Annotated in this window: 19 protein-coding genes and 1 tRNA gene; 15 read left to right on the top strand and 5 right to left on the bottom strand. The window is 61.6% G+C overall.

Features of this window, described 5'->3' with window-relative positions; translation table 11 throughout:
• Window positions 1–53 precede the first annotated feature (53 nt).
• The 3 genes from HHL24_RS34235 to HHL24_RS34225 all read left to right on the top strand — a co-directional run bounded on the left by HHL24_RS34235 (window position 54) and on the right by HHL24_RS34225 (window position 2914).
• Window positions 54–716, top strand: coding sequence for a HugZ family pyridoxamine 5'-phosphate oxidase (locus HHL24_RS34235; RefSeq protein WP_169489718.1), 663 nt, complete (start codon window positions 54–56; stop codon window positions 714–716).
• Window positions 717–1110: 394 nt separating this feature from the next.
• Window positions 1111–1413 carry an H-NS histone family protein gene (locus HHL24_RS34230; RefSeq protein WP_169489717.1) on the top strand — a complete coding sequence of 101 codons (303 nt, stop codon included), beginning with the start codon at window positions 1111–1113 and terminating at the stop codon, window positions 1411–1413.
• A 256-nt stretch (window positions 1414–1669) separates the two neighbouring features.
• Complete coding sequence (locus tag HHL24_RS34225; RefSeq protein ID WP_169489716.1) at window positions 1670–2914, top strand: cation diffusion facilitator family transporter; 1245 nt, start codon at window positions 1670–1672, stop codon at window positions 2912–2914.
• A 54-nt stretch (window positions 2915–2968) separates the two neighbouring features.
• Here the strand turns inward: HHL24_RS34225 and HHL24_RS34220 are convergent, their stop codons facing one another.
• The 3 genes from HHL24_RS34220 to HHL24_RS34210 form a co-directional block, all read right to left on the bottom strand.
• Entirely contained in the window at window positions 2969–3427 is a 459-nt protein-coding gene (locus tag HHL24_RS34220) for an Lrp/AsnC family transcriptional regulator (protein ID WP_012431468.1), read from the bottom strand.
• A 90-nt stretch (window positions 3428–3517) separates the two neighbouring features.
• The gene (locus HHL24_RS34215; protein ID WP_169489715.1) at window positions 3518–4147 is read right to left on the bottom strand and encodes a 3'-5' exonuclease family protein; all 630 of its coding nucleotides are present in this window, start codon (window positions 4145–4147) and stop codon (window positions 3518–3520) included.
• On the bottom strand, window positions 4144–4788 hold the full coding sequence (locus tag HHL24_RS34210; protein ID WP_169489714.1) for an MBL fold metallo-hydrolase: 645 nt from the start codon (window positions 4786–4788) through the stop codon (window positions 4144–4146). Before HHL24_RS34210 ends, HHL24_RS34215 begins: the two co-directional genes overlap by 4 nt.
• A 640-nt stretch (window positions 4789–5428) precedes the next feature.
• Here HHL24_RS34210 and HHL24_RS34205 point away from each other — a divergent pair.
• A complete protein-coding gene (locus tag HHL24_RS34205) occupies window positions 5429–6031 on the top strand; it encodes a septal ring lytic transglycosylase RlpA family protein (protein WP_407947538.1) in 603 nt (200 codons plus the stop codon).
• Window positions 6032–6247: 216 nt separating this feature from the next.
• Here HHL24_RS34205 and rsmI read toward each other — a convergent pair whose 3' ends face one another.
• Window positions 6248–7126 (bottom strand): 16S rRNA (cytidine(1402)-2'-O)-methyltransferase, encoded by an 879-nt coding sequence (rsmI, locus tag HHL24_RS34200; protein WP_169489712.1) that lies wholly within the window; start codon window positions 7124–7126, stop codon window positions 6248–6250.
• Between rsmI and HHL24_RS34195 the strand changes: the two genes are divergently transcribed.
• The 5 genes from HHL24_RS34195 (at window position 7125) to HHL24_RS34175 (ending at window position 9716) form a co-directional block, all read left to right on the top strand.
• A complete protein-coding gene (locus tag HHL24_RS34195; RefSeq protein ID WP_169489711.1) occupies window positions 7125–7568 on the top strand; it encodes a YraN family protein in 444 nt (147 codons plus the stop codon). The genes rsmI and HHL24_RS34195 overlap by 2 nt on opposite strands.
• 228 nt (window positions 7569–7796) lie before the next feature.
• The gene (locus tag HHL24_RS34190) at window positions 7797–8384 is read left to right on the top strand and encodes a phosphoheptose isomerase (protein WP_169489710.1); all 588 of its coding nucleotides are present in this window, start codon (window positions 7797–7799) and stop codon (window positions 8382–8384) included.
• Between the two features lie 26 nt (window positions 8385–8410).
• Entirely contained in the window at window positions 8411–9205 is a 795-nt protein-coding gene (locus HHL24_RS34185) for a BON domain-containing protein (protein WP_169489709.1), read from the top strand.
• Entirely contained in the window at window positions 9202–9552 is a 351-nt protein-coding gene (locus HHL24_RS34180; RefSeq protein ID WP_169489708.1) for a c-type cytochrome, read from the top strand. Before HHL24_RS34185 ends, HHL24_RS34180 begins: the two co-directional genes overlap by 4 nt.
• An 88-nt stretch (window positions 9553–9640) precedes the next feature.
• Window positions 9641–9716 (top strand) — tRNA-Ala (locus tag HHL24_RS34175).
• 168 nt (window positions 9717–9884) lie between these two features.
• Here HHL24_RS34175 and HHL24_RS34170 read toward each other — a convergent pair.
• Window positions 9885–11567 carry a methyl-accepting chemotaxis protein gene (locus HHL24_RS34170; protein WP_206003150.1) on the bottom strand — a complete coding sequence of 561 codons (1683 nt, stop codon included), beginning with the start codon at window positions 11565–11567 and terminating at the stop codon, window positions 9885–9887.
• 512 nt (window positions 11568–12079) lie between these two features.
• On the opposite strand from HHL24_RS34170, the gene HHL24_RS34165 reads away from it, so the two are divergent.
• The 6 genes from HHL24_RS34165 to HHL24_RS34140 all read left to right on the top strand — a co-directional run bounded on the left by HHL24_RS34165 (window position 12080) and on the right by HHL24_RS34140 (window position 18947).
• Window positions 12080–12652, top strand: a complete 573-nt coding sequence (locus HHL24_RS34165; RefSeq protein WP_169489706.1) for a TetR/AcrR family transcriptional regulator — start codon at window positions 12080–12082, stop codon at window positions 12650–12652.
• A gap of 56 nt (window positions 12653–12708) precedes the next feature.
• The gene (locus tag HHL24_RS34160) at window positions 12709–13584 is read left to right on the top strand and encodes an SDR family NAD(P)-dependent oxidoreductase (protein ID WP_169489740.1); all 876 of its coding nucleotides are present in this window, start codon (window positions 12709–12711) and stop codon (window positions 13582–13584) included.
• A gap of 60 nt (window positions 13585–13644) precedes the next feature.
• The gene (locus tag HHL24_RS34155) at window positions 13645–14346 is read left to right on the top strand and encodes an NAD(P)H-binding protein (protein WP_169489705.1); all 702 of its coding nucleotides are present in this window, start codon (window positions 13645–13647) and stop codon (window positions 14344–14346) included.
• A 308-nt stretch (window positions 14347–14654) separates the two neighbouring features.
• Window positions 14655–16166, top strand: a complete 1512-nt coding sequence (locus tag HHL24_RS34150) for a sensor domain-containing diguanylate cyclase (protein ID WP_169489704.1) — start codon at window positions 14655–14657, stop codon at window positions 16164–16166.
• Between the two features lie 179 nt (window positions 16167–16345).
• On the top strand, window positions 16346–16960 hold the full coding sequence (locus HHL24_RS34145; protein WP_169489703.1) for a DUF2239 family protein: 615 nt from the start codon (window positions 16346–16348) through the stop codon (window positions 16958–16960).
• A gap of 421 nt (window positions 16961–17381) precedes the next feature.
• Entirely contained in the window at window positions 17382–18947 is a 1566-nt protein-coding gene (locus HHL24_RS34140) for a methyl-accepting chemotaxis protein (protein WP_169489702.1), read from the top strand.
• Window positions 18948–18985: the final 38 nt, after the last annotated feature.

The following is an 18985-nucleotide window of genomic DNA, read 5'->3' as shown; positions in this document are numbered from 1 at the left end:
GTCTTATGCTTGAGGCGGATTGATCCAACGCTTATCCATCGAGGGTCGCGCACTTGAACATTCCCGCTCACGCTCCACTGCATTTGCTGCACACGGCCTCTATCGGCACGCTCGCGACCCACGCGCGTCAGCCGGAAGGCTTTCCTTATCCTTCGGTACTGCCGTTCGCACCGGACCCTCAGCACCGCCCGACGATCCTCGTGAGCCGGCTCGCCGAGCATACGCACAACCTGCACGCCGACCCGCGCGCCGGCTTTCTGGTTGTCGACGCACCCGACGGCGACGTGCTGAGCGGCCAGCGCGCCACCTTGCTCGGCAGGTTCGAACCGGTCGACTCGACCCCCGACGTCGTGCAGCGCTATCTGCGCTATCACGCGGACGCGGAACGCTACCTGGTTCTCGGCGATTTCACGTTCTGGGTGATGAGACTTGAACGGTTGCGTTACATCGGCGGCTTCGGCGCGATGGGCTGGCTCGGCGGTACCGAACTCGATCCGCTGCCGCCTCTCGGCTTCGATGAAGAAAACGCGCTGCTCAAGGACTTCGCTGGTCATTCCTCTAGTGCCAGGGGACTTCAACTGCTCGGCGTCGATCGATATGGCGCCGATCTGAAGCTAGGCGGTGCGCGTACCCGTTTCGCCTTCGACGACGCCAAACGCAATATCGAAACTTTGCATGCCGCGCTCGAAGATTGCATCCAGCGGCACGCCAATTAAGGTTTGATTGCTGTTTCGGGAAAACACTCATTCCGCGATAACGGTGCGGCGCATGTGTCGCAATATGCTTCGACGTTTCATGTTAAAGCTTTCATGGCATGAGATGTTGGTGCGAATTTCCTATCTTAAATTTCATTTTTTGATAGTTAATCCAATAATTACTGATATGCGGCCATGCTTTTCAGCGGAATGCGAAATTAGCTATTTGAAAGAATCTGCGTAACATCAGGTTCAAACGAAATTTTTTGAAACGAATTGGCATTAATTTTACGATGGCGCTTTTGTGCTTTTTCTATTTTGTGTTAATCTCGCCATCAAATTCCGAGGCATGATCACTTCAAAGGGCAAGCTGGCTTAAGACTGGCAGTCATTTATCCAAACCATAAGGGAACCTATGTCTTCCTACAAGGAACTACTCGCACAGCGCGAGAAGCTCGAACAGCAGATCGAAGAAGCAAAGTCGCGTGAATACGCAGAAGTGTTGAATGAGATCAAGCAGAAAATGGCCGATTACGGCATTTCGCTGGCTGAACTCGGCGGTGGCCGTGGTGCCAAGGCGGCTAAAGCCGGTCGTCCGCGCGCAGGCGTCGCGCCGAAGTATCGTGACCCGGATAGCGGCAGCACGTGGTCGGGCCGTGGCAAGCCGCCGCGCTGGATCGCAGGTCTGGATCGCGAGAAGTTTCTGATCCAGAAGTAATCCTATTACTGTCAATGAGCGGCGCGTGCAGCAGCCGCTGTTGTCAGAAAAAACCGCGTACCGTCAAGGGCGCGGTTTTTTTATTGCCTCTGCAAATTGCGTGACTCTTTGTCGCACGCGCTCCGTGAAACTGGAACGCGAATGCTTTTCGTTTAGATAAGCAGCTGATTTAAAAGGATTTTTTGTGGTCTCTCCAGCGCATATCGAGATGCACCGGGTAGAATGCACGCATTGAACTTTTCACATCGTTTCAGAGATGCCTTCCACCGTCGCCGTCCAGTCCGCCGAGAAACATCGCGTCGCGCGCAAAAGTACTTTTGTCAGTATTGTGCTCAATACGGTGCTGATGGCGCTGCAAATCGTCATCGGGGTGTTTGCCCATTCGCAGGCGCTGGTTGCCGACGGTATCCATTCGTTAGCCGATCTGATTTCCGATTTTGTCGTGCTAATCGCCAATCGGCACAGCGGTGCGAAGCCCGACGCGGATCACAATTACGGGCACAGCCGCTATGAAACGGTTGCGTCATTGTTTTTGGGTGCGCTGCTGATTGTGGTCGGCGTCGGTATGTTGTGGCGCGCCGGGACGCGTCTCGCCGATTTGCAAAGTATCCCCGCCGTGCATATGAGCGCGCTCGCGGTCGCGGTGCTGGTGCTGATTTCCAAAGAGAGCCTGTTTCGCTACATGCTGCGTGAAGCACAACGCGTGCGTTCAGCAATGTTGATTGCGAATGCATGGCACGCCCGCTCGGACGCCGCTTCGTCACTGGTGGTCGCGCTGGGCATTGTTGGGAGCCTGGCCGGCGTGCGCCTGCTCGATCCCATCGCCGCGGCGATTGTCGGCTTTATGGTGGCGCGCATGGGGTGGACGTTCGGCTGGGACGCGCTGCAAGATCTTTCCGACCGCGCGCTCGACGAAACCGCCTCCGCCGATATGCGGGCGCTGTTGCTGGCGACACCCGGTGTGCGCGACGTGCACGAAATGCGTACCCGAAAGATGGGTGACTTCGCTCTTGTCGATGCGCATATCCTGGTCGACCCGCTGATCTCGGTATCGGAAGGGCACTACATCGCCGAATCGGCGCGCTTGCGCGTGCTGGCCGACAACCGCGTGCTCGACGCACTGATCCATGTCGACCCGGAGAACGACGCGGTTGCGCACCCACCCGTCAATCTGCCGACCCGGGAGCGGGTAGTCGCCGAAGTCAACGCGGCGTTCGCCGCGGGTGGCGTGAAGGCCGAGTCGGTCAATATGCACTACTTGAGCACGGGGCTCGATGTCGAAGTGGTTTTGCCGGCGGCGGGGTCGCGCACTGCCCAAAGCGATGCACCATATCTTGCTCGCATTGATCTGGACGCGCTCAGGCGCAGCCTGGGTGCCCGCAAGCTGAACGTGCTGCAAGGGTTGAGTGCATTGCCGGCCGAAAGCGGTGTCTCGACGCAAGCAGGGCCTCGCGAGGCCATCGCACGTGCCAAGGCAGCCGAACCACATAGCGCCGCCTGACTGACGTCACTCGAGCCGAGCGGCGCGGAACGGGCGAGCCGCCGCTTCACAGTCTCACAGCGGCAATTGCGTATCGAATTTGATTTCGCGCAGCACGACGCTCGTGCGCACTTGTGCGACGGCGGGAATCTTGAAGATGCGCTCGTGTAGAAAGCTGTCGTACGCCTTGATGTCCGGCGCGACGATCTTGAGGATGTAGTCGGATTCGCCAGTCGTGCTGTAGCACTCGGTGACCTCCGGGCAGGTGGCGATTTCCCGCTCGAACTGTTCGACGCCGCCTTCGGTGTGGCGTGTGAGATGGATATGCGCGAGCGCGCAGACGTGCAAGCCCAGCTTTTCGCGATCCAGCAATGCCGTGTAGCGCTGGATCACCCCAGATTGCTCCATATCCTTGATACGGCGCCAGCATGGGGTGCTCGACAGGCCGACCTGGTCAGAAATCTCTTGCACGGACCGGCGTGCGTCGAGCTGTAGCAGGCGCAGGATTTTTTGCGAGAACGTATCGAGTGTCAACTGCGCCTCCGTTGGCGTCGCCTTATCAACGCATGGTAGAGGGCTCGAAAACGAAACGCAATGTAAAACGGCTTCGGCGAGGGAGATTACCTAATTTGCCCGTTCCCCAGCGGCGTTTTGTCCTGAGCCGTCCCCATCTTGACCGGCCGCCAGCGTGGCCGCCTGGACCGCGCGCAGATCCTTGAGCATGTTGCAGAAGAGCGCGCCCTGCTCGATCGCGTCGTCCAGCGCGACATGCGTGTGCGGATGTTCGTCGAACCAGTGCTTCGGGAAGCGTGGCTTGATGTTCTTGCGATACGGCAGGCCGGTCAGTGCGAAGGCCAGCGTCTTGATGTCGAGCGCCGACCACGAAAACGGGCAGCGGCCGACGAACCGCATCATGTACCAGAACATGTAGGTGAAGTCGAAACCGGCCGGCATCGCCACGAACACCGGCTTGCCCGGCAACGCCTCGACCCATTCGACATAGGCCGTCAGCGCGGCCTGCGGGTCCTGCAAATCCTTGCGGCAGGCCTCCCATGCTTCCGGCTGCGTCTTCCACCATGCTTCCTGCACCGGATGCGGCTTGGCGCCGTCGAGCAATTCGAGATTCGCCGAGAAGGTGGCGATCAACTGCTTGTCTTCCGTGTACGCGGCGGAGGCGAAACTGAGCATTGAATGCGGACCGGGAATCGGGCCGTCCGCTTCGACATCGGTGCTCACATAGATTTCGCTGCTCATGCTTCGACTCCGTCGGCCACATACGGATTGGTGCGGCGCTCGGCGCCGAACGTGGAGGTGGGACCATGGCCGGGAACGAAGGCAACGTCGTCGCCCAGCGGCCAGAGTTTTTCGCGGATCGCGCGTACCAGGTCGGCGTGATTGCCGCGCGGAAAATCCGTGCGGCCGATCGAGCCGGCGAACAGCACGTCGCCCACCAGCGCGAGCCGGTGCGCGCGGCTGAAGAACACCACGTGGCCCGGTGTGTGGCCGGGGCAGTGATAGACCTCGAGGGTTTCGTTGCCGAATTGCACGATCTCGCCGTCTTGCAGCCAGCGGTCCGGTTCGAACGCCTCAGCAGCAGGAAAGCCGAAGCGCGTGCTTTGATCCGGCAGCTTGTCGAGCCAGAAACTTTCGTCGGGGTGCGGGCCTTCGATCGGCACGCCGTAGTGCGTGGCGAGCGTCTTCGCGCCGGCACAGTGATCGATGTGGCCATGCGTGAGGAATACTTTTTCAACCGTCACGTTCTGACGCGCGATTTCACCCTGGATGAGATCCAGGTCGCCGCCCGGGTCGACGACGGCCGCGCGTCCGGTTGCCTCGCAAACGAGCAGCGAGCTGTTCTGCTGGAACGGCGTGACGGGGATCAAGATGACTTTCATGGATGACGGCGCCGCTGGAAAAACGTTGATTGTACCGGCGTCTCGCCGACCCTCGTCGAGGGCGCTGAGGCCTTGCTACAGCCGGCTCTCGGCTGCCCATTCTTGCAGCAGGAGTGAAAATTCATCAAGGTTTTCAGTCAGTTGCCATCCCAAAATTTTCTTTTGGGTATAATGGCCTCCATGCACAAGGAATTGTGTATGCCACAAGGCGATGCGTCCCCATCAAAAATGGGCGCGCGGATCGCCACTCAAGTATGGGCTGTCGCAGTTGTGGGCGGCCATCAGGTATCGAAGCTTTCGATGCACACGTCTTACCCAGCCAGGCGCCGCGCGCCTGCAACGGACTTAAATGCCGTGACGCTGGGTGGGGCCTACGCCGCTGTTCCTGCGCGCTGAGTTTGCGCGCGCAAGAACGTGTTTGCCACGTTCGATGGCGGCATGTGGGGTCTGGTCAGGCTGCCGGGGACAGGTTGCGCCAGACGTGAAAATTAACCGTGCGGTAGCGGCTGGGTAAGCCGCGTGCGGGCTTTGACGTACTGCGCTTTTCTGCGCGGCGCGTTGTCGCCTATTGCCGCCGGAGTCGCAGGCAACACGCTCAACTTTTCGCGTGATGCGGCTCGACAATTTGATTACACGTCTTATGAAAACTCGGTTATCCCGTGGTGTGGGGACTCTTTTTGCCTTTTTTGTGCTGGCCGGCTGTGCCACGCCCCCGGGAGCGAGCAGCACGTCCGAAAGCGGCGTGCCGCTGAGCACCCAAAACGCGCAGGCAGGCTCCTTCGGCCCACAAGCTTTTGGTAGCGCGCCGGCCTCCGATGCCGCCGCCCAAGGCACATCGCTGGCCGATGCTCAGCCGCTTACTGACGATAGTTCCAGCGTTTCGGACTTTCATCAGAGCGGCCGCGCCTCGTGGTACGGCCGCGGCTTCCATGGCCGCCGCACTGCCAACGGCGAACGTTTCGACATGCACGCGCTTACCGCGGCACATCGTACGTTGCCGCTCGGCTCGTATGTTCGCGTGACCAATCCGGCTACCTCGCGCTCGGTCGTCGTGCGCATCAACGATCGTGGTCCGTATGCACGTGGCCGGATCATTGACCTGTCGATGGCCGCCGCCGCCGCGCTCGACATGCGCCATGCCGGTACCGCACGCGTGCAAATCGAAGGATTGACGCGGCAGGAAGCACGCACTGAGCTGAATGAAACGCTGGCGTCGAACTCGGGTTCGAGCGCAGAGAAGTAATGTAGCGGCTGCGGGCGCTCTTCTGATGCGCTCGTGACGCCGGGCAACATGGCGCTAACTCGCGCCGTTGTTCGCCAAAAGACAAAGGGCCGCTTCATTCGCGCGGCCCTTTTCTTTTACTCATCAACCGTAGCTGGACGCAGCCGCTCATTCCTTGCGGTCCTAACTCGCGCTGCGAGCCTGGATCCGCTGGCGGACATCCTTTCCCCGTCCGCTTTATTCCTCGTCTTTCTTCAGCGCCAAAGCGCGCGTGTAGAGCGCGTTGCGCGACGCTCCGGTGATGCTCGCCGCAACTTTCGCCGCGCTGCTCACCGTCAACTCTTCCAGCAGAATGCCCAGCAACGCGTCGTGATCGTGTTCGCCGACGGCTTCCGGCTGCGCGCCCTCCACCACCAGTACGAACTCACCGCGTTGCCGGTTCGGATCCGCGGCGAGCCACGTTGGCCCTTCGGCCAGGGTGCCGCAATGCAGCGCTTCATGTAACTTTGTCAATTCCCGTGCGATCAGCAGCTTGCGCTCGCCGCCGAATGCGTCGGCCAACGCTTGAACGGTTTCAACGATCCGGTGCGGCGCTTCGTAGAACACCATCGCGTGCGGATGGTTCGCGAGCGGTTGCAGTGCCGCGGCGCGTGCTTTTGCCTTCGGCGGCAGGAAGCCGAGGAACGAGAACGTCGCGACCCAGTCGCCGGCCGCGCTCAGCGCGGTGGCGAGCGCGCTCGCGCCGGGCAGTGGAATGACCGGGAAACCGGCTTCGCGCACCGCATCGACGAGTTTCGCGCCGGGGTCCGAGATGCCGGGCGTGCCCGCGTCGGAGACGTAGGCCACGCGTTCGCCCGCTTGCAGATGTTCGATCAGGCGCAGCGCCGCGGCCCGCTCGTTGTGCTGATGAACCGCGACGAGCGGCTTCGAGATGCCGTAGCGCGCGAGCAATTGGCCTGTGTTGCGGGTGTCTTCGGCGGCGATGCGATCCACCAGCCCGAGCACATGCAACGCGCGCAGCGTGACGTCGGCGATGTTGCCGATCGGCGTGGCCACCACATAGAGCGCGGCAGTAGGGTACTGCTGCCCTTGCGCGAGTTCGGAGAGAGGAGTCATGAGGCAGAAGACGCAGACAGACGGAACGAGGCCGCCATTGTGCCACCCAAACCACCCGCACAACTTTTCGAGACCAACCGGGTCCAAACTCGTCGGCGCGGCTTTCGAGGCGCGTGCGATGGAGTTTTTGCAGCGGCAGCGTTTGCGTTTCGTCGCACGTAATGTGCTGTGCCGGGGCGGTGAGATCGATCTGGTGATGCGCGACCGTGACGGCGCGCTGGTGTTCGTCGAAGTGCGCGCGCGTGCGCAGCAGCATTACGGCGGCGCGGCGGCGAGCATCGGGTGGCAAAAGAAGCAGCGTATCGTGCGTGCCGCGCGGCATTATCTGGCAACCCGCAGCAGGCGTTCGCAAGATGAGCCCGCGTGCCGTTTCGACGTGATTGCGTTCGAAGCGGGCCGGCTCGTCTGGCTGCGCGATGCATTTCGCGCCGACGAAGTCTGACGTAGTGCGCGGAGAACGCGCGTGAGTGCGATAAACTTGCGCTCGCGTGCAGGCCTCGCGAACGCCGCCGGCATACGGAAAGCAGCGAGGAAGCAGCGCATTTCGCGATGATTTTACGCATACGCACCGCGTTGCCGGCATGGTTCATCAGCGCGGTAAGACTTCGCAACACGACTTCACAACACGGCCGCGCATTGCGGTCCATTCGCGGTAGAAGATAGAGACTCGATGTCAGTCGAACGCATTCAACAACACTTCCGCGACAGCGCGGCAGTCAAACTCGAAGCCCTTGAAACCCTGTCGATGCCGATCGCCGCTGCGATCGACACGATGTTCGCCGCGCTTGCCAACGGCAGCCGCATTCTTGCGTGCGGCAACGGTGGCTCTGCGGCCGACGCGCAACATTTCGCCGCCGAACTGATTGGCCGCTTCGAGCGTGAGCGCCCGGGCTTGCCGGCGATCGCGCTGACCACCGACACGTCCGTGCTCACCGCCATCGCCAACGATTACTCGTTCGAGCAGATTTTTTCGAAGCAGGTGTGGGCCCTCGGCCAGCCGGGCGATGTACTGTTGGCTATCACCACGTCCGGCACTTCCGCCAATGTACTGGCTGCGATCGAGGCCGCGCACGAGCGCGAAATGATCGTGATCGCGGTGACCGGCAAGGGCGGCGGCCGTATGCAGGAAGTACTGAGCGATACCGATATCCACATTTGCGTGCCGTCCGATCGCACCGCGCGTATTCAGGAAGTGCATTTGCTGACCATCCATTGTCTGTGCGACGGCATCGATGCCATGTTGCTGGGCGAAGACTGAGACTGATTCCGAAGGAGAGCTAGTTGATGAGCGTATTCCGCGTCAAGAAGACACTGGTGAGAACCGTACTGGTGGTCGGGTTCGCGGCGGGGCTGTCCGCGACGTTGCAGGGTTGCTTTCTGGCCGTTGCCGGCGCGGCGGGCGGCAGCGCGCTGGTGGCGACTGACCGGCGCACGCTCGGCGCGCAGACCGAAGATCGCGAATTGCAGGTGAAGGCACTGTCGCAGATCAGCCAGAACTTGCCCGACAGCGCGCACGTCAACGTCGCGGTGTTCAACCGTCGCGTGCTGCTGACCGGCGAAGTGGCGGGGGACGCGTCGAAGCAGCGCGCGGAGACCATCGTGCGCGGCTTGAACAACGTCAACACGATCGTCAACGAACTGGCGATCATGCCGGCGAGCTCGTTTTCGTCGCGCACCAATGATACGTACCTGGAAACGCGCGTGAAGACCGCGCTGATCGCCGAGAAGAACATCTCGGCGAACAACTTCAAGGTCGTGGCCGAGCGCGGCTCGGTGTATCTGATGGGGCTTGTCACGATGGACGAAGGCAATCGCGGCGCCGACGTCGCGAGCCGCGTGCCGGGCGTGGTGCAGGTCGTGAAGGTGTTTCAGTACATCCAGCCGCAGGAAGCGGCGGCGGCTGCGGCTGCGGCGGCGACCGCGCCGGCCGTCGCTTCGCAGCCGGACGCGAACGCGCCGACCGTCGGGGCGATTCCCGATTCATCGGTGAGCTCGCGTCCGCTCGATCAGCAGCCGCCGGCGCCGGTCAGCAATTCGAACTCGGTGCATCCGGGCAATCCGAAGGCGACGACGCCATGAAGCGGGGCGTTGCTTTCGTTGCAGCAATGTTGACGGTGACTGCGTGGGTGGGTGCTTTTGCTTCTTCAGCGCGTGCCGCCGATGCGCCGCGTGGCCAGATCGTTGCAAACTCGAATGCCTGCATGGGATGTCACGCGGTGGACCGCAAACTGGTCGGCCCGTCGTTCCAGCAGATCGCTGCAAAGTACAAGGGCGATGCGCAAGCGCCGGCAAAATTGACGCGCAAGGTGAAGGAGGGCGGCTCCGGCGTATGGGGCATGATTCCGATGCCGGCGCATCAATCGATGAGCGATGCGGACATCCGCACGGTGGTGGATTGGGTGCTGGCTGGCGCGCCGTCGAAGTGATGTTTTGCGACTCGTTTTGCCACCGGGTTTTGCCTCCCCAGGGGCTTGGCAAAACGGAAAATGCTTGTGCTAGAATTGTTTGCACGTTGGGGGGGTAGCTCAGCTGGGAGAGCGTCGCGTTCGCAATGCGAAGGTCGGGAGTTCGATCCTCCTCCTCTCCACCAAGAGGATTCTGTTTCTACGTGAGAACCGGCTACGCGCCGGTTTTCGCGTTTCTGGCTTCGGGTTTTTAACCCGGTGTGGCGGTCGTCCTGCAGCCTGCTACGTTGAGCATTGCTTGTGACTTTGTTCACGCGTCGCCCGCGAGCGACGCGTCATCGGAAAGAGCCCGATCAGAACTTATCCCACCCGTCATCCGCAGCAGCAGTCACAGTAGTAAGCGCAGCAACCGGCGCAACTGCCGTAGCCCGCGCAACGCGCTTAGGAGCAGCGCGAACCGCAACCTCGCGCCGCGGCGCTTCCCGCCGAGCAGGCGCAGCCGCTATCGCCGCCATCGCAGGCGCAGCATCCTTCACCTGAAAAAACGCCACGGCCTCGTTCAACTGTTGCCCCTGGTCTTCCATTGATCGCGAAGCCGCAGCCGCCTCCTCCACCAAGGCCGCATTCTGCTGCGTGACGTTGTCCATCTGGGTAATCGCAAGATTGACCTGCTCGATCCCACGGCTTTGCTCAGTCGATGCCGCCGCGATCTCCGACATGATGTCGGTCACTTGCGCGACCGCCTGAGTCACTTCGGCCATCGTCTTACCCGCCTCGCCGGCAAGCGCCGAGCCGTCGCGGATCTTCTCCACGGAGTTGGCGATCAAATCCTTGATCTCCTTTGCCGCGCTCGATGAACGTTGCGCCAGGCTTCTGACTTCGCTCGCGACCACCGCGAAACCCCGTCCTTGTTCTCCCGCGCGCGCGGCTTCGACGGCTGCGTTCAGCGCGAGGATGTTCGTCTGGAACGCAATGCCTTCAATGATGCCCGTGATGTCCGCGATCTTGGTCGAGCTGTCGCTGATGTCGTGCATGGTGTTCACCACCTGGCCGACGACCTCGCTGCCCTTTTGCGCCACCGACGATGCATTCGCAGCTAGCATGCTGCCTTGCTGCGCGTTGTCGGCGTTCTGCTTAACGGTGGAGGTGAGTTCCTCCATGCTCGAAGCGGTTTCCTGCAACGAGGCCGCCTGCTGCTCAGTGCGCTGGCTCAGGTCCATATTGCCCGCCGCGATCTGGCGTGCCGCACCGGCGATGCTGGTGCTGCTGTCGCGCACGCGTCCGACGATCGCCGTCAGCCGTTCGTTCATCTCGCGCAGGGCGGTCAGCAGTTTGCTGGTTTCGTCGCGGCCCTCGACGGTGATGCGCGTGCGCAAATCGCCTTCCGACACGGTGCGTGCGACGTCGATCGCGAAACGCAGCGGTCCGGTCACTGCACGCGTGATCACCACGCATGCGCTGACGGCGAGCCCCAACGCGATGAGGCAGATCGCGATCAGCAGATTGCGCTGGTTTTCGTAGTGCGCCGTGTACTCGTTGACCAGTTGGTCCTGGCGTGTGCGCGTATAGTCGGCGTACGTATCGGTCGCATGAATTAGCGCAGCGAGCAGTGGCCGGCAATGCTCGTCCATCTCGACGATCGCTTCGTCCTTCTTGTTGCTGAGCGCGAGATTGACGATGTTGAGGGCAACCGGACCATAAGCCGCTTCGATCCGGTTGATCTCGGCAACGAGACTGCGTGCTTTCTCCGACGTATCAGTCGCGTTCGCGATCATGTCGTTGAGCTTTTTCAGGTCGGTTTGCACGTCTTCGTGCGCGCGCGTCACATCGGCTTTCTCTATTTCGAGGTCCTGAGGTTTGGTCACGAGTACAAGATTGCGCGCCGCGATCGCTCGACGATCCACGGCGGTTCGAACCTGCACCGCCATGTCGGCACGTGCGTTGATGCCATGTACGAAGGTGGAAAATCCATCGGTCGAATCGCTCAGCGCTTTCAAGGAAAGGCCGGAAACCGCGACGACAATGAAAGACAGCATGCCGAAGCCGGCAATGAGTTTGGTCTTGATGGTGAGGTTTTTGAGTGTCACGATTTTTTTCTCCAATAACGAAACGTTAAAGCGTTCGCAATGGACTCTCAGGTCCGGGTACGGGAGCGTCTATCTGGCTGCCGATCAACGTGGCAGCCCCGCGCGGTTTTCCCCTCCTGCCTCTCATAAGACGCATCGCTAAGCGCGTCGAACGTCGGGCAAAAAATGGGTATCCCATTTACCGGTTATCGGACGGAATCCCACTTACTGAAGACATAGCGGGTATTTCTCTACTAGGCTTGCACGCGATGCGCGATGAACGCTTCATTTCCGACGGATTTGAATATATTTAGGCGCATGATGAAAACATTTTCTTACGTTTTCATTTCGCCTTCCGAGGGTGCACGGGCAAATGACCGTCTGGCGAGGGTCGAACAACAAAAATGGCTTGAACAAGCAGACATCCATGGATATGATTGAGCAATCACTCATTTATTATTTGTCATCGAAGCGAACCGCGTATGGCCCGTCCGAAAAGCGAAGACAAACGCAACGCCATCCTTGCAGCCGCCGCCGAGGTCGTTGCTGAGCAGGGCTTGGGCGCGCCCACCGCACGCATTGCAAAACTCGCGGGCGTGGCTGAAGGAACGTTGTTCACCTACTTCGACAATAAGGACGAATTGCTGAACCAGCTCTACCTGGACATCAAGGCGGAGCTGCGCGAAGTGATGATGACGACTTATCCGAAGCAAGCCAGCGTGCGCGATCGCGCCCAACACGTGTGGAACAAGTTTGTCGATTGGGGCGTGGCGCAGCCGCAAAAGCGCCGGGCAATGGCGCAACTGTCCGTGTCGGAGCGGCTGACCGACTGCACCCGCGCAACTGGCATGGAGTCCTTCGCGGACATTAACGCAATGATTCAGGCAAGCGTGGCGAGCGGCGCCTTGCGTGATCATCCGCCGGCTTTTCTGACGGCGATCATGGCGGCGCTGGCCGAAACCACCATGGATTTCATTGCTCGCGAACCGGCCGACGCCGACCGCTATCGCAAGGCTGGCTTTGAAGCGTTCTGGCACGCGATTGCTCAGAACTAAATTTTTTGTCTAATTAATGAGTGATTACTTGCTCATTAAAATGTAAGGAGCACATGATGTCGAAGGTCTGGTTGGTTACGGGAAGCGCCCGCGGGCTTGGGCGCGAAATTGTCGAAGCGGCGTTGCGCGCCGGTGAGCGCGTCCTGGCTACGGCGCGCGATCCGCGTCAGTTGGCAGATCTGCTGACACGCTATGGCGAGCAGGTTCGGGCCGTTGCGCTGGACGTCACGGATCCGGCGGCGGCCCGCAATGCGGTGCAGGCCGCGGTCGATGCATTCGGACGGCTCGATGTAGTGGTGAACAACGCGGGCTTCGGTCACCTGGCGCCGTTCGAGCAAACCACCGAGGACGATTTCCGCGCGCAGATCGACACGAACTTCTATGGTGTGGTTAACGTCACGCGTGCCGCGCTCCCGGTGCTACGGAAACAACGAGCTGGCCACGTGATCCAGATTTCGTCGGTGGGCGGACGTGTGGGGATCGCGGGATTGAGTGCGTATCAGGCTGCCAAGTGGGCCGTCGGAGGATTTACCGAGGTGATCAGCCAGGAGCTCGCGCCGTTCGGCGTCCATGTGACTGCGCTCGAGCCTGGCGGCATGAAAACAGACTGGGGCACTGAGGCGAGCGGTGCGTTGCCGACGTTGCTGCCGGACTATGTGCCATCGGTCGGCGCGGTGGTGGATATGCTGTCCCAGCATATCGGCCATGAAACGGGTGATCCCGCGAAGGTTGCGCAAGTCGTCCTGAAACTTGCGTATCACGATTCATTGCCGGCCCATCTCTTACTCGGTAGTGACGCATTGCATTACGCCGGTGAAGGCGACAAGGCGCGCGCCGCGAGCGCCGAAGCCTGGCGAGCGGTCAGTACGGCGACCGATTTTGCTGCGCCGGCGCCGTTGCCGGCGTTTCCCACCGCACCGGCGAAAGCCTGAACACTGAGCCAGCAACAGAGCCAAAGGCAACCTGAGGACGAACGACATGGAGCACGCATCATGAAGGTTCTGATATTTGGCGCGACCGGCATGGTCGGGCAGGGCGTATTGCGCGAATGCCTGCGCGCGCCCGACGTCGAGGTGGTTCAGACGGTTGGCCGTACCCGCGCCGGTCAGCTCGATCCGCGCCTCGTCGAGCTGATTCAATCGGACCTGATGGACTACCGGGCGGTGGAAGAGTCGCTCAAGGGTTTCGATGCGTGCTTTTTCTGTTTGGGTGTGTCGTCCGCGGGCATGCAAGAGGCCGACTATGCGCGCCTCACTTATGACCTGACGCTGGCCGCTGCACAGACGCTCGCCCGTCTCAATCCGCAGATGACCTTCGTCTACGTGTCCGGCGCGGGTACCGACAGCACCGAACGCGGCCGCAGCATGTGGGCGCGGGTCAAGGGCAAGACCGAGAACGCGCTGTTGCGACTGCCGTTCAAGGCGGTCTACCTGTTTCGTCCCGGTGTGATCGAGCCGCTGAACGGCGCTCGTTCGAAGACCCGCTCGTACCGGTTGTTCTACACAGCGGCCAAGTCTCTGCTGCCGATGCTGCGCGCGCTTTTCCCCAACCACATTCTGAGCACCGAAGACATTGGTCAGGCGATGCTGGAGGTCGCGCGCCACGGCGCTGCCAAAGCAGTGCTCGAGGTCGCCGATATCCGTGCGCTCAGCCGCGCCGCATCCCAGCCTGCGCTTGATCTGCACGCCGGCTGAGCGCCCGGGTCGACGTGACGTCCGCGTGCCGCTCCGCTGTTTGCCGGGCGAAAGTGCGTGTGGGCGCAAACGCGGTTGCAAAATCTGACGTCCGTGCTGTTTCGCGGACAGGACGCCGGCATCGCCCTAACGCCAGCGGCTTGAGGCACGCCATCGTCACAAAATTTCGCCCAACCCGCCAAAAACCTGTCTTTTCCCCCGTTTGACGTGCCTCAGCCTCTGGTAGGCTACTGTTTCGCGGGACGCGCCCTCCGGACGCGCCAACTTCCTCACGCGCGTAGGTCAGCGCATGCTCGAATGAAAAGCTCATGGTGACGCGCCGACCGAACATCGTGATTGCCATCAGTATCGTGCTGGCCAGCGCGATTCTTGCGATTGCGGTGTGGGTATTGGCGCAGATGCGCGATGACGCGCTGCGGCGCGCCCAGGATTCGGTCTTCAACGTCTCGCTGCTTGTCGAACGCGACGTTTCGCGCAATCTCGAGATCTACGATCTGTCACTGCGGGCCGTTATCGACGGCCTGAAACAACCCGGCGTGCTGGAATTGCCGCCGGCGATCCGCCAGATGGTGCTGTTCGACGGCTCCGCCAGCGCAAAAGACATGGGTTCGATTTTCGTACTCGACCCAGCCGGCAACGTCATCTTCGATTCGCAAGCCACGCCGGCGCGCCGAATCAATCTCGCCGAGCGCGACTACTTCCAGGTTCAGCGCGATTCTCCCAATGTCGGCCTGTATGTCAGCCATCCGTTCATGCCCAAGGTGACCGGCAAGGACGTGAGCATTGCGTTGAGCCGCCGCGTCTCAAGGCCGGACGGCAGCTTCGGCGGCGTGGTGGTCGGCACGATGCGCCTGACTTACTTCAGGCGTCTTTTCGCCGGCATGAATCTCGGCGCGGGTGGTTCGATGGCGTTGATGCTGAGTGACGGCACGATGCTGATGCGGCGCCCATACGATCCAAAAATCATCGGTCGGAGTCTGGTGGGCACCTCGAACTATTCACGCTTCCTCCAGCAGCCGAGCGGGGACTTCTTCGGCACGGCGGCGATCGATGGTGTCGAGCGCTGGTACGCGTTCCGCCATATCGATATGTATCCGCTGATTCTCGACGTTGCGCTCTCTACGCACGATATCTATGTGGAGTGGCGGCATCGCGCGTGGATCATCGGCTCGCTGATCGCGGCGCTCGACGTGGCGATCATCGCGCTCGCCATCCTGTTCTCGCAGCAACTGCGGCAGCGCCGCGCGGCCGAAGAAGAGTTGCGCGTGCTGGCGAGCACCGACGGGCTGACCGGCCTGAACAATCGCCGCACTTTCGAGGAACACGCGGAGGAGGAGTGGCGCCGCGCGCAACGCAACGGCTGGCCGTTGTCGATGCTGCTAATCGACGTCGACACGTTCAAGGGCTTCAACGACCTATACGGCCATTCGGCCGGCGACGACGCGCTCATTGCCGTGGGCCGCTGCATCGGGCAGAGCGTGCGGCGCCCGGGCGATACCGCGGCGCGCTACGGCGGCGAAGAATTCGCCGTGCTGCTGCCGGATACCGACGAAGCCGGGGCGGCGTGTATCGCCGAGAAAATTCGCGCCGCGGTTCAGGCGCTCGAGCTTCGCCATGTCGCGAGCTCGCACCATGTGCTGACCGTCAGCATCGGCATAGCGTGCACCAGGAGTCAGATATTCGCGACGAGCCGCGCACTCGTCAACGCCGCGGACGAGGCGCTCTACGAGGCCAAGGACGCCGGCCGCAACCGCGTCCTGTGTTATCCGGTCGCGGCGCGGGCGGATCGGCGCAGCGATGTAGTGTCGCCGGCGCAATGAGGCGGCACCATTTACCCGATATGCCCGTCCGCGAATCGCGTCAAGTTCAAGCAGAGGCTGGCGCGGATTGGCGCAGGACGTATCGCGCGCGCTGCGCTGGGTAATTTAACCCGGGTAATATGTCGCCTTTAATTTATACCCGGGTATAATTCGACAAATTCATCTTTCTGGAGTTTGTCATGACCCCCTATCCTGCTACCTGCACCGCCTTCGAGGGGCATCGCCGCATCGCCTCGGGCCCCTTGTCCGAGGTGGCGCTCGCTGTCCGAGAGGTGCTGGCGCGCGGCGAACAGGCGCCCGTGCTGATTTTCGACAACATCACGAGTCGCCCGGTCGAGTTTGATTTGCGCGGCACGCCTGAAGAGATTCTCGCGCGGCTGGCAAGCCAGGCGCCTGGCGAGCCACCCGCACCAACCGCTGACGCCGGGGAAGACGATACCCCGCGCGGGCGCGGCCGGCCCAAGCTCGGCGTGGTGGCGAGAGAGGTCACGTTGCTGCCGCGTCATTGGGATTGGCTCAACGGGCAATCGGGTGGCGCCTCGGTTGCGCTACGCAAACTGGTCGAAGCAGCGCGGCTTGCGGGCGAGGACAAGGACCGCAAACGTGCAGCGCAAGAAGCGGTGTATCGCTTCATGACCGCGCTCGCCGGCAATCTGCCTGATTATGAGGATGCAACGCGCGCACTCTATGCCGACGATCGGGGGCGCTTTGAAGACATCGTCGCGGCATGGCCAGAGGACGTGCGCCATCACACGCTCCGGCTTGCCGAAGATGCTTTCGTCAGGTATCCGTAAATTAGAACGCGCACTGACACGTGCGCGGCCAACGAAGCGTATGGACGAAAAAAAACCGCTCACGCCGGGGAGCGTGAGCGGAAAGTCGGAGAGTTACAACAACATCGCGTGCGCTCATGGGGGTGAACGCAACAAACAAATTCTAAAAGCTCGGCTCATCCCCATATATCAGACAAATCCCAATCGCCGCGTCGACGCGCAAAGCACGTTGACGTAGCGATCCGGCCCCGTGTGCCAGGCATTCGCCAGGCATTCCTTACATCATCCTGTCCCGGTTATGCCCGCCATTTATTGCATCAAGTCTCTGTTACGCCCGCCGTAAAAGAGGTGGGAGCGTCGCCACGTATCCGAAAAATGGCGAAATATTTCGCCATGGCGCGGCGGCGCGAGCGTCCCCTCAGGACTTATGAAGGATGGTGAGATGAAGTGGTTCGACCGCATGACCGTATTCAGGAAGCTGCTGTTGGCGTTTGCCGTTGTAATCGGGTTCTGCGTCGTGATCGGCGGGACTGCGCTGAAGACGTTGTCGTCGATGCATGACATTACCGACATCATCAGCGACCAGCACATGAACGGCCTCTACTGGATGGAAGAGGCGAACCGTCACAAGATCGATTCCGATCTTGCCGCCGCGAATCTCGGCTACGCAGCCGACGACGCCGGCCGTCAAAAGTTGAAGGACAGCATCGTCGCATCGCTCAAGGAGATGCACGGCGGCTACGACCAGTATCGCGCGACCATCGCGACCAGCAAGGGTCAGGAGATGTTCGACGAAGTGCTGCGCAAGTCGGCCGTGTGGGAGGGCATCGTGCATCAGCAGATCGGTCTCGAACCGATTCCGGCCGGCGTCGACAACAACGAACTCGTGCGCCGCGCGATTGCGGCGAGCGAGGCGCTGCGCGATCGCATCACCGCGCTGATCGACTATCGCCGTCAGCAAGCCAACGACGCCCAGCAGGAGGCGAGTGCCGACTATCAGCACATGCGCATCGTGATGCTCGCGTTGGTGTTGGGCGCGATCGCGGCGGGCACCTTGCTCGCGACGGTGATTGCGCGACGCCTCGCGCGTCAGCTCGGCGGCGAACCGGATTACGCGATGCACATCGCCAACCGCATCGCCGATGGCGACCTGAGCGTGCGCGTCGACACCCGTGCGGGCGATACCGACAGCATGCTGTTCGCGCTGCGCAACATGCGTGAGCGGCTGGCCGGCATTGTCTCGGGTATCAGCGAGTCGAGCGAATCGATCCTGATGGCCTCGGGCGAGATTGCGCAGGGCAACACCGATCTGTCGCAACGCACCGAAGAACAGGCGGCCGCGTTGCAGGAAACCGCGTCGAGCATGCAGGAATTGACCTCGACGGTGAAGATGAATGCCGAGAACGCCCAGCAGGCGGGCGGCGTCGCGCATGGGGCGTCGGAGGTGGCGGCGCGCGGCAGCCACCTCGTCGGCGACGTGGTCGAAACGATGCGCGAACTGGCAGCGGGTTCGAAGCGCATGACCGACATCATCGCGGTGATCGAAGGGATCGCGTTCCAGACCAACATTCTCGCGCTGAACGCAGCGGTGGAAGCGGCGCGCGCCGGTGAACAGGGTCGCGGCTTTGCGGTGGTTGCGGGGGAAGTGCGTTCACTGGCCCAGCGCAGCGCGGTGTCGGCCAAGGAGATCAAGGAGCTGATCGAGAGCTCGACGGCGCGCGTGGGCAGCGGCGCTGAACTGGCCGAGCGGGCCGGTCAGACGATGGCGGAAGTTACGCATGCGGTGAAACGCGTGACCGACATCATGGGCGAGATTTCGTCGGCGTCGCAGGAGCAGAGCACCGGCATCGAGGAAGTGAACCGCGCCGTCGCGCAGATGGACGACGTGACCCAGCAGAACGCGGCGCTGGTCGAGCAGGCGGCGGCCGCGGCGGCGTCGATGGCGGACCAGGCGAGGCAATTGCAAGCGGCGGTCACGGTGTTCTCGCTGGACGCGCGGCACAGCTGATTGAGTGGCTGGTGGTGAGGAGCGTGGCTGATCGCGCA

The organism is Paraburkholderia polaris, assembly GCF_012927345.1.
GTDB classification, from domain to species: domain Bacteria; phylum Pseudomonadota; class Gammaproteobacteria; order Burkholderiales; family Burkholderiaceae; genus Paraburkholderia; species Paraburkholderia polaris.
This window is presented reverse-complemented; position numbering and strand designations above follow the sequence as displayed.

Excerpts from the sequence above, each read along its gene's own strand:
- HHL24_RS34230 (WP_169489717.1), top strand. The coding sequence starts at position 1,111 with ATGTCTTCCTACAAGGAACTACTCGCACAGCGCGAGAAGCTCGAACAG.
- HHL24_RS34225 (WP_169489716.1), top strand. The coding sequence starts at position 1,670 with ATGCCTTCCACCGTCGCCGTCCAGTCCGCCGAGAAACATCGCGTCGCG.
- HHL24_RS34215 (WP_169489715.1), bottom strand. The coding sequence starts at position 4,147 with ATGAGCAGCGAAATCTATGTGAGCACCGATGTCGAAGCGGACGGCCCG.
- HHL24_RS34210 (WP_169489714.1), bottom strand. The coding sequence starts at position 4,788 with ATGAAAGTCATCTTGATCCCCGTCACGCCGTTCCAGCAGAACAGCTCG.
- HHL24_RS34205 (WP_407947538.1), top strand. The coding sequence starts at position 5,429 with ATGAAAACTCGGTTATCCCGTGGTGTGGGGACTCTTTTTGCCTTTTTT.
- HHL24_RS34195 (WP_169489711.1), top strand. The coding sequence starts at position 7,125 with ATGAGGCAGAAGACGCAGACAGACGGAACGAGGCCGCCATTGTGCCAC.
- rsmI (WP_169489712.1), bottom strand. The coding sequence starts at position 7,126 with ATGACTCCTCTCTCCGAACTCGCGCAAGGGCAGCAGTACCCTACTGCC.
- HHL24_RS34190 (WP_169489710.1), top strand. The coding sequence starts at position 7,797 with ATGTCAGTCGAACGCATTCAACAACACTTCCGCGACAGCGCGGCAGTC.
- HHL24_RS34185 (WP_169489709.1), top strand. The coding sequence starts at position 8,411 with ATGAGCGTATTCCGCGTCAAGAAGACACTGGTGAGAACCGTACTGGTG.
- HHL24_RS34180 (WP_169489708.1), top strand. The coding sequence starts at position 9,202 with ATGAAGCGGGGCGTTGCTTTCGTTGCAGCAATGTTGACGGTGACTGCG.
- HHL24_RS34170 (WP_206003150.1), bottom strand. The coding sequence starts at position 11,567 with ATGCTGTCTTTCATTGTCGTCGCGGTTTCCGGCCTTTCCTTGAAAGCG.
- HHL24_RS34165 (WP_169489706.1), top strand. The coding sequence starts at position 12,080 with ATGGCCCGTCCGAAAAGCGAAGACAAACGCAACGCCATCCTTGCAGCC.
- HHL24_RS34160 (WP_169489740.1), top strand. The coding sequence starts at position 12,709 with ATGTCGAAGGTCTGGTTGGTTACGGGAAGCGCCCGCGGGCTTGGGCGC.
- HHL24_RS34155 (WP_169489705.1), top strand. The coding sequence starts at position 13,645 with ATGAAGGTTCTGATATTTGGCGCGACCGGCATGGTCGGGCAGGGCGTA.
- HHL24_RS34150 (WP_169489704.1), top strand. The coding sequence starts at position 14,655 with ATGGTGACGCGCCGACCGAACATCGTGATTGCCATCAGTATCGTGCTG.
- HHL24_RS34145 (WP_169489703.1), top strand. The coding sequence starts at position 16,346 with ATGACCCCCTATCCTGCTACCTGCACCGCCTTCGAGGGGCATCGCCGC.
- HHL24_RS34140 (WP_169489702.1), top strand. The coding sequence starts at position 17,382 with ATGAAGTGGTTCGACCGCATGACCGTATTCAGGAAGCTGCTGTTGGCG.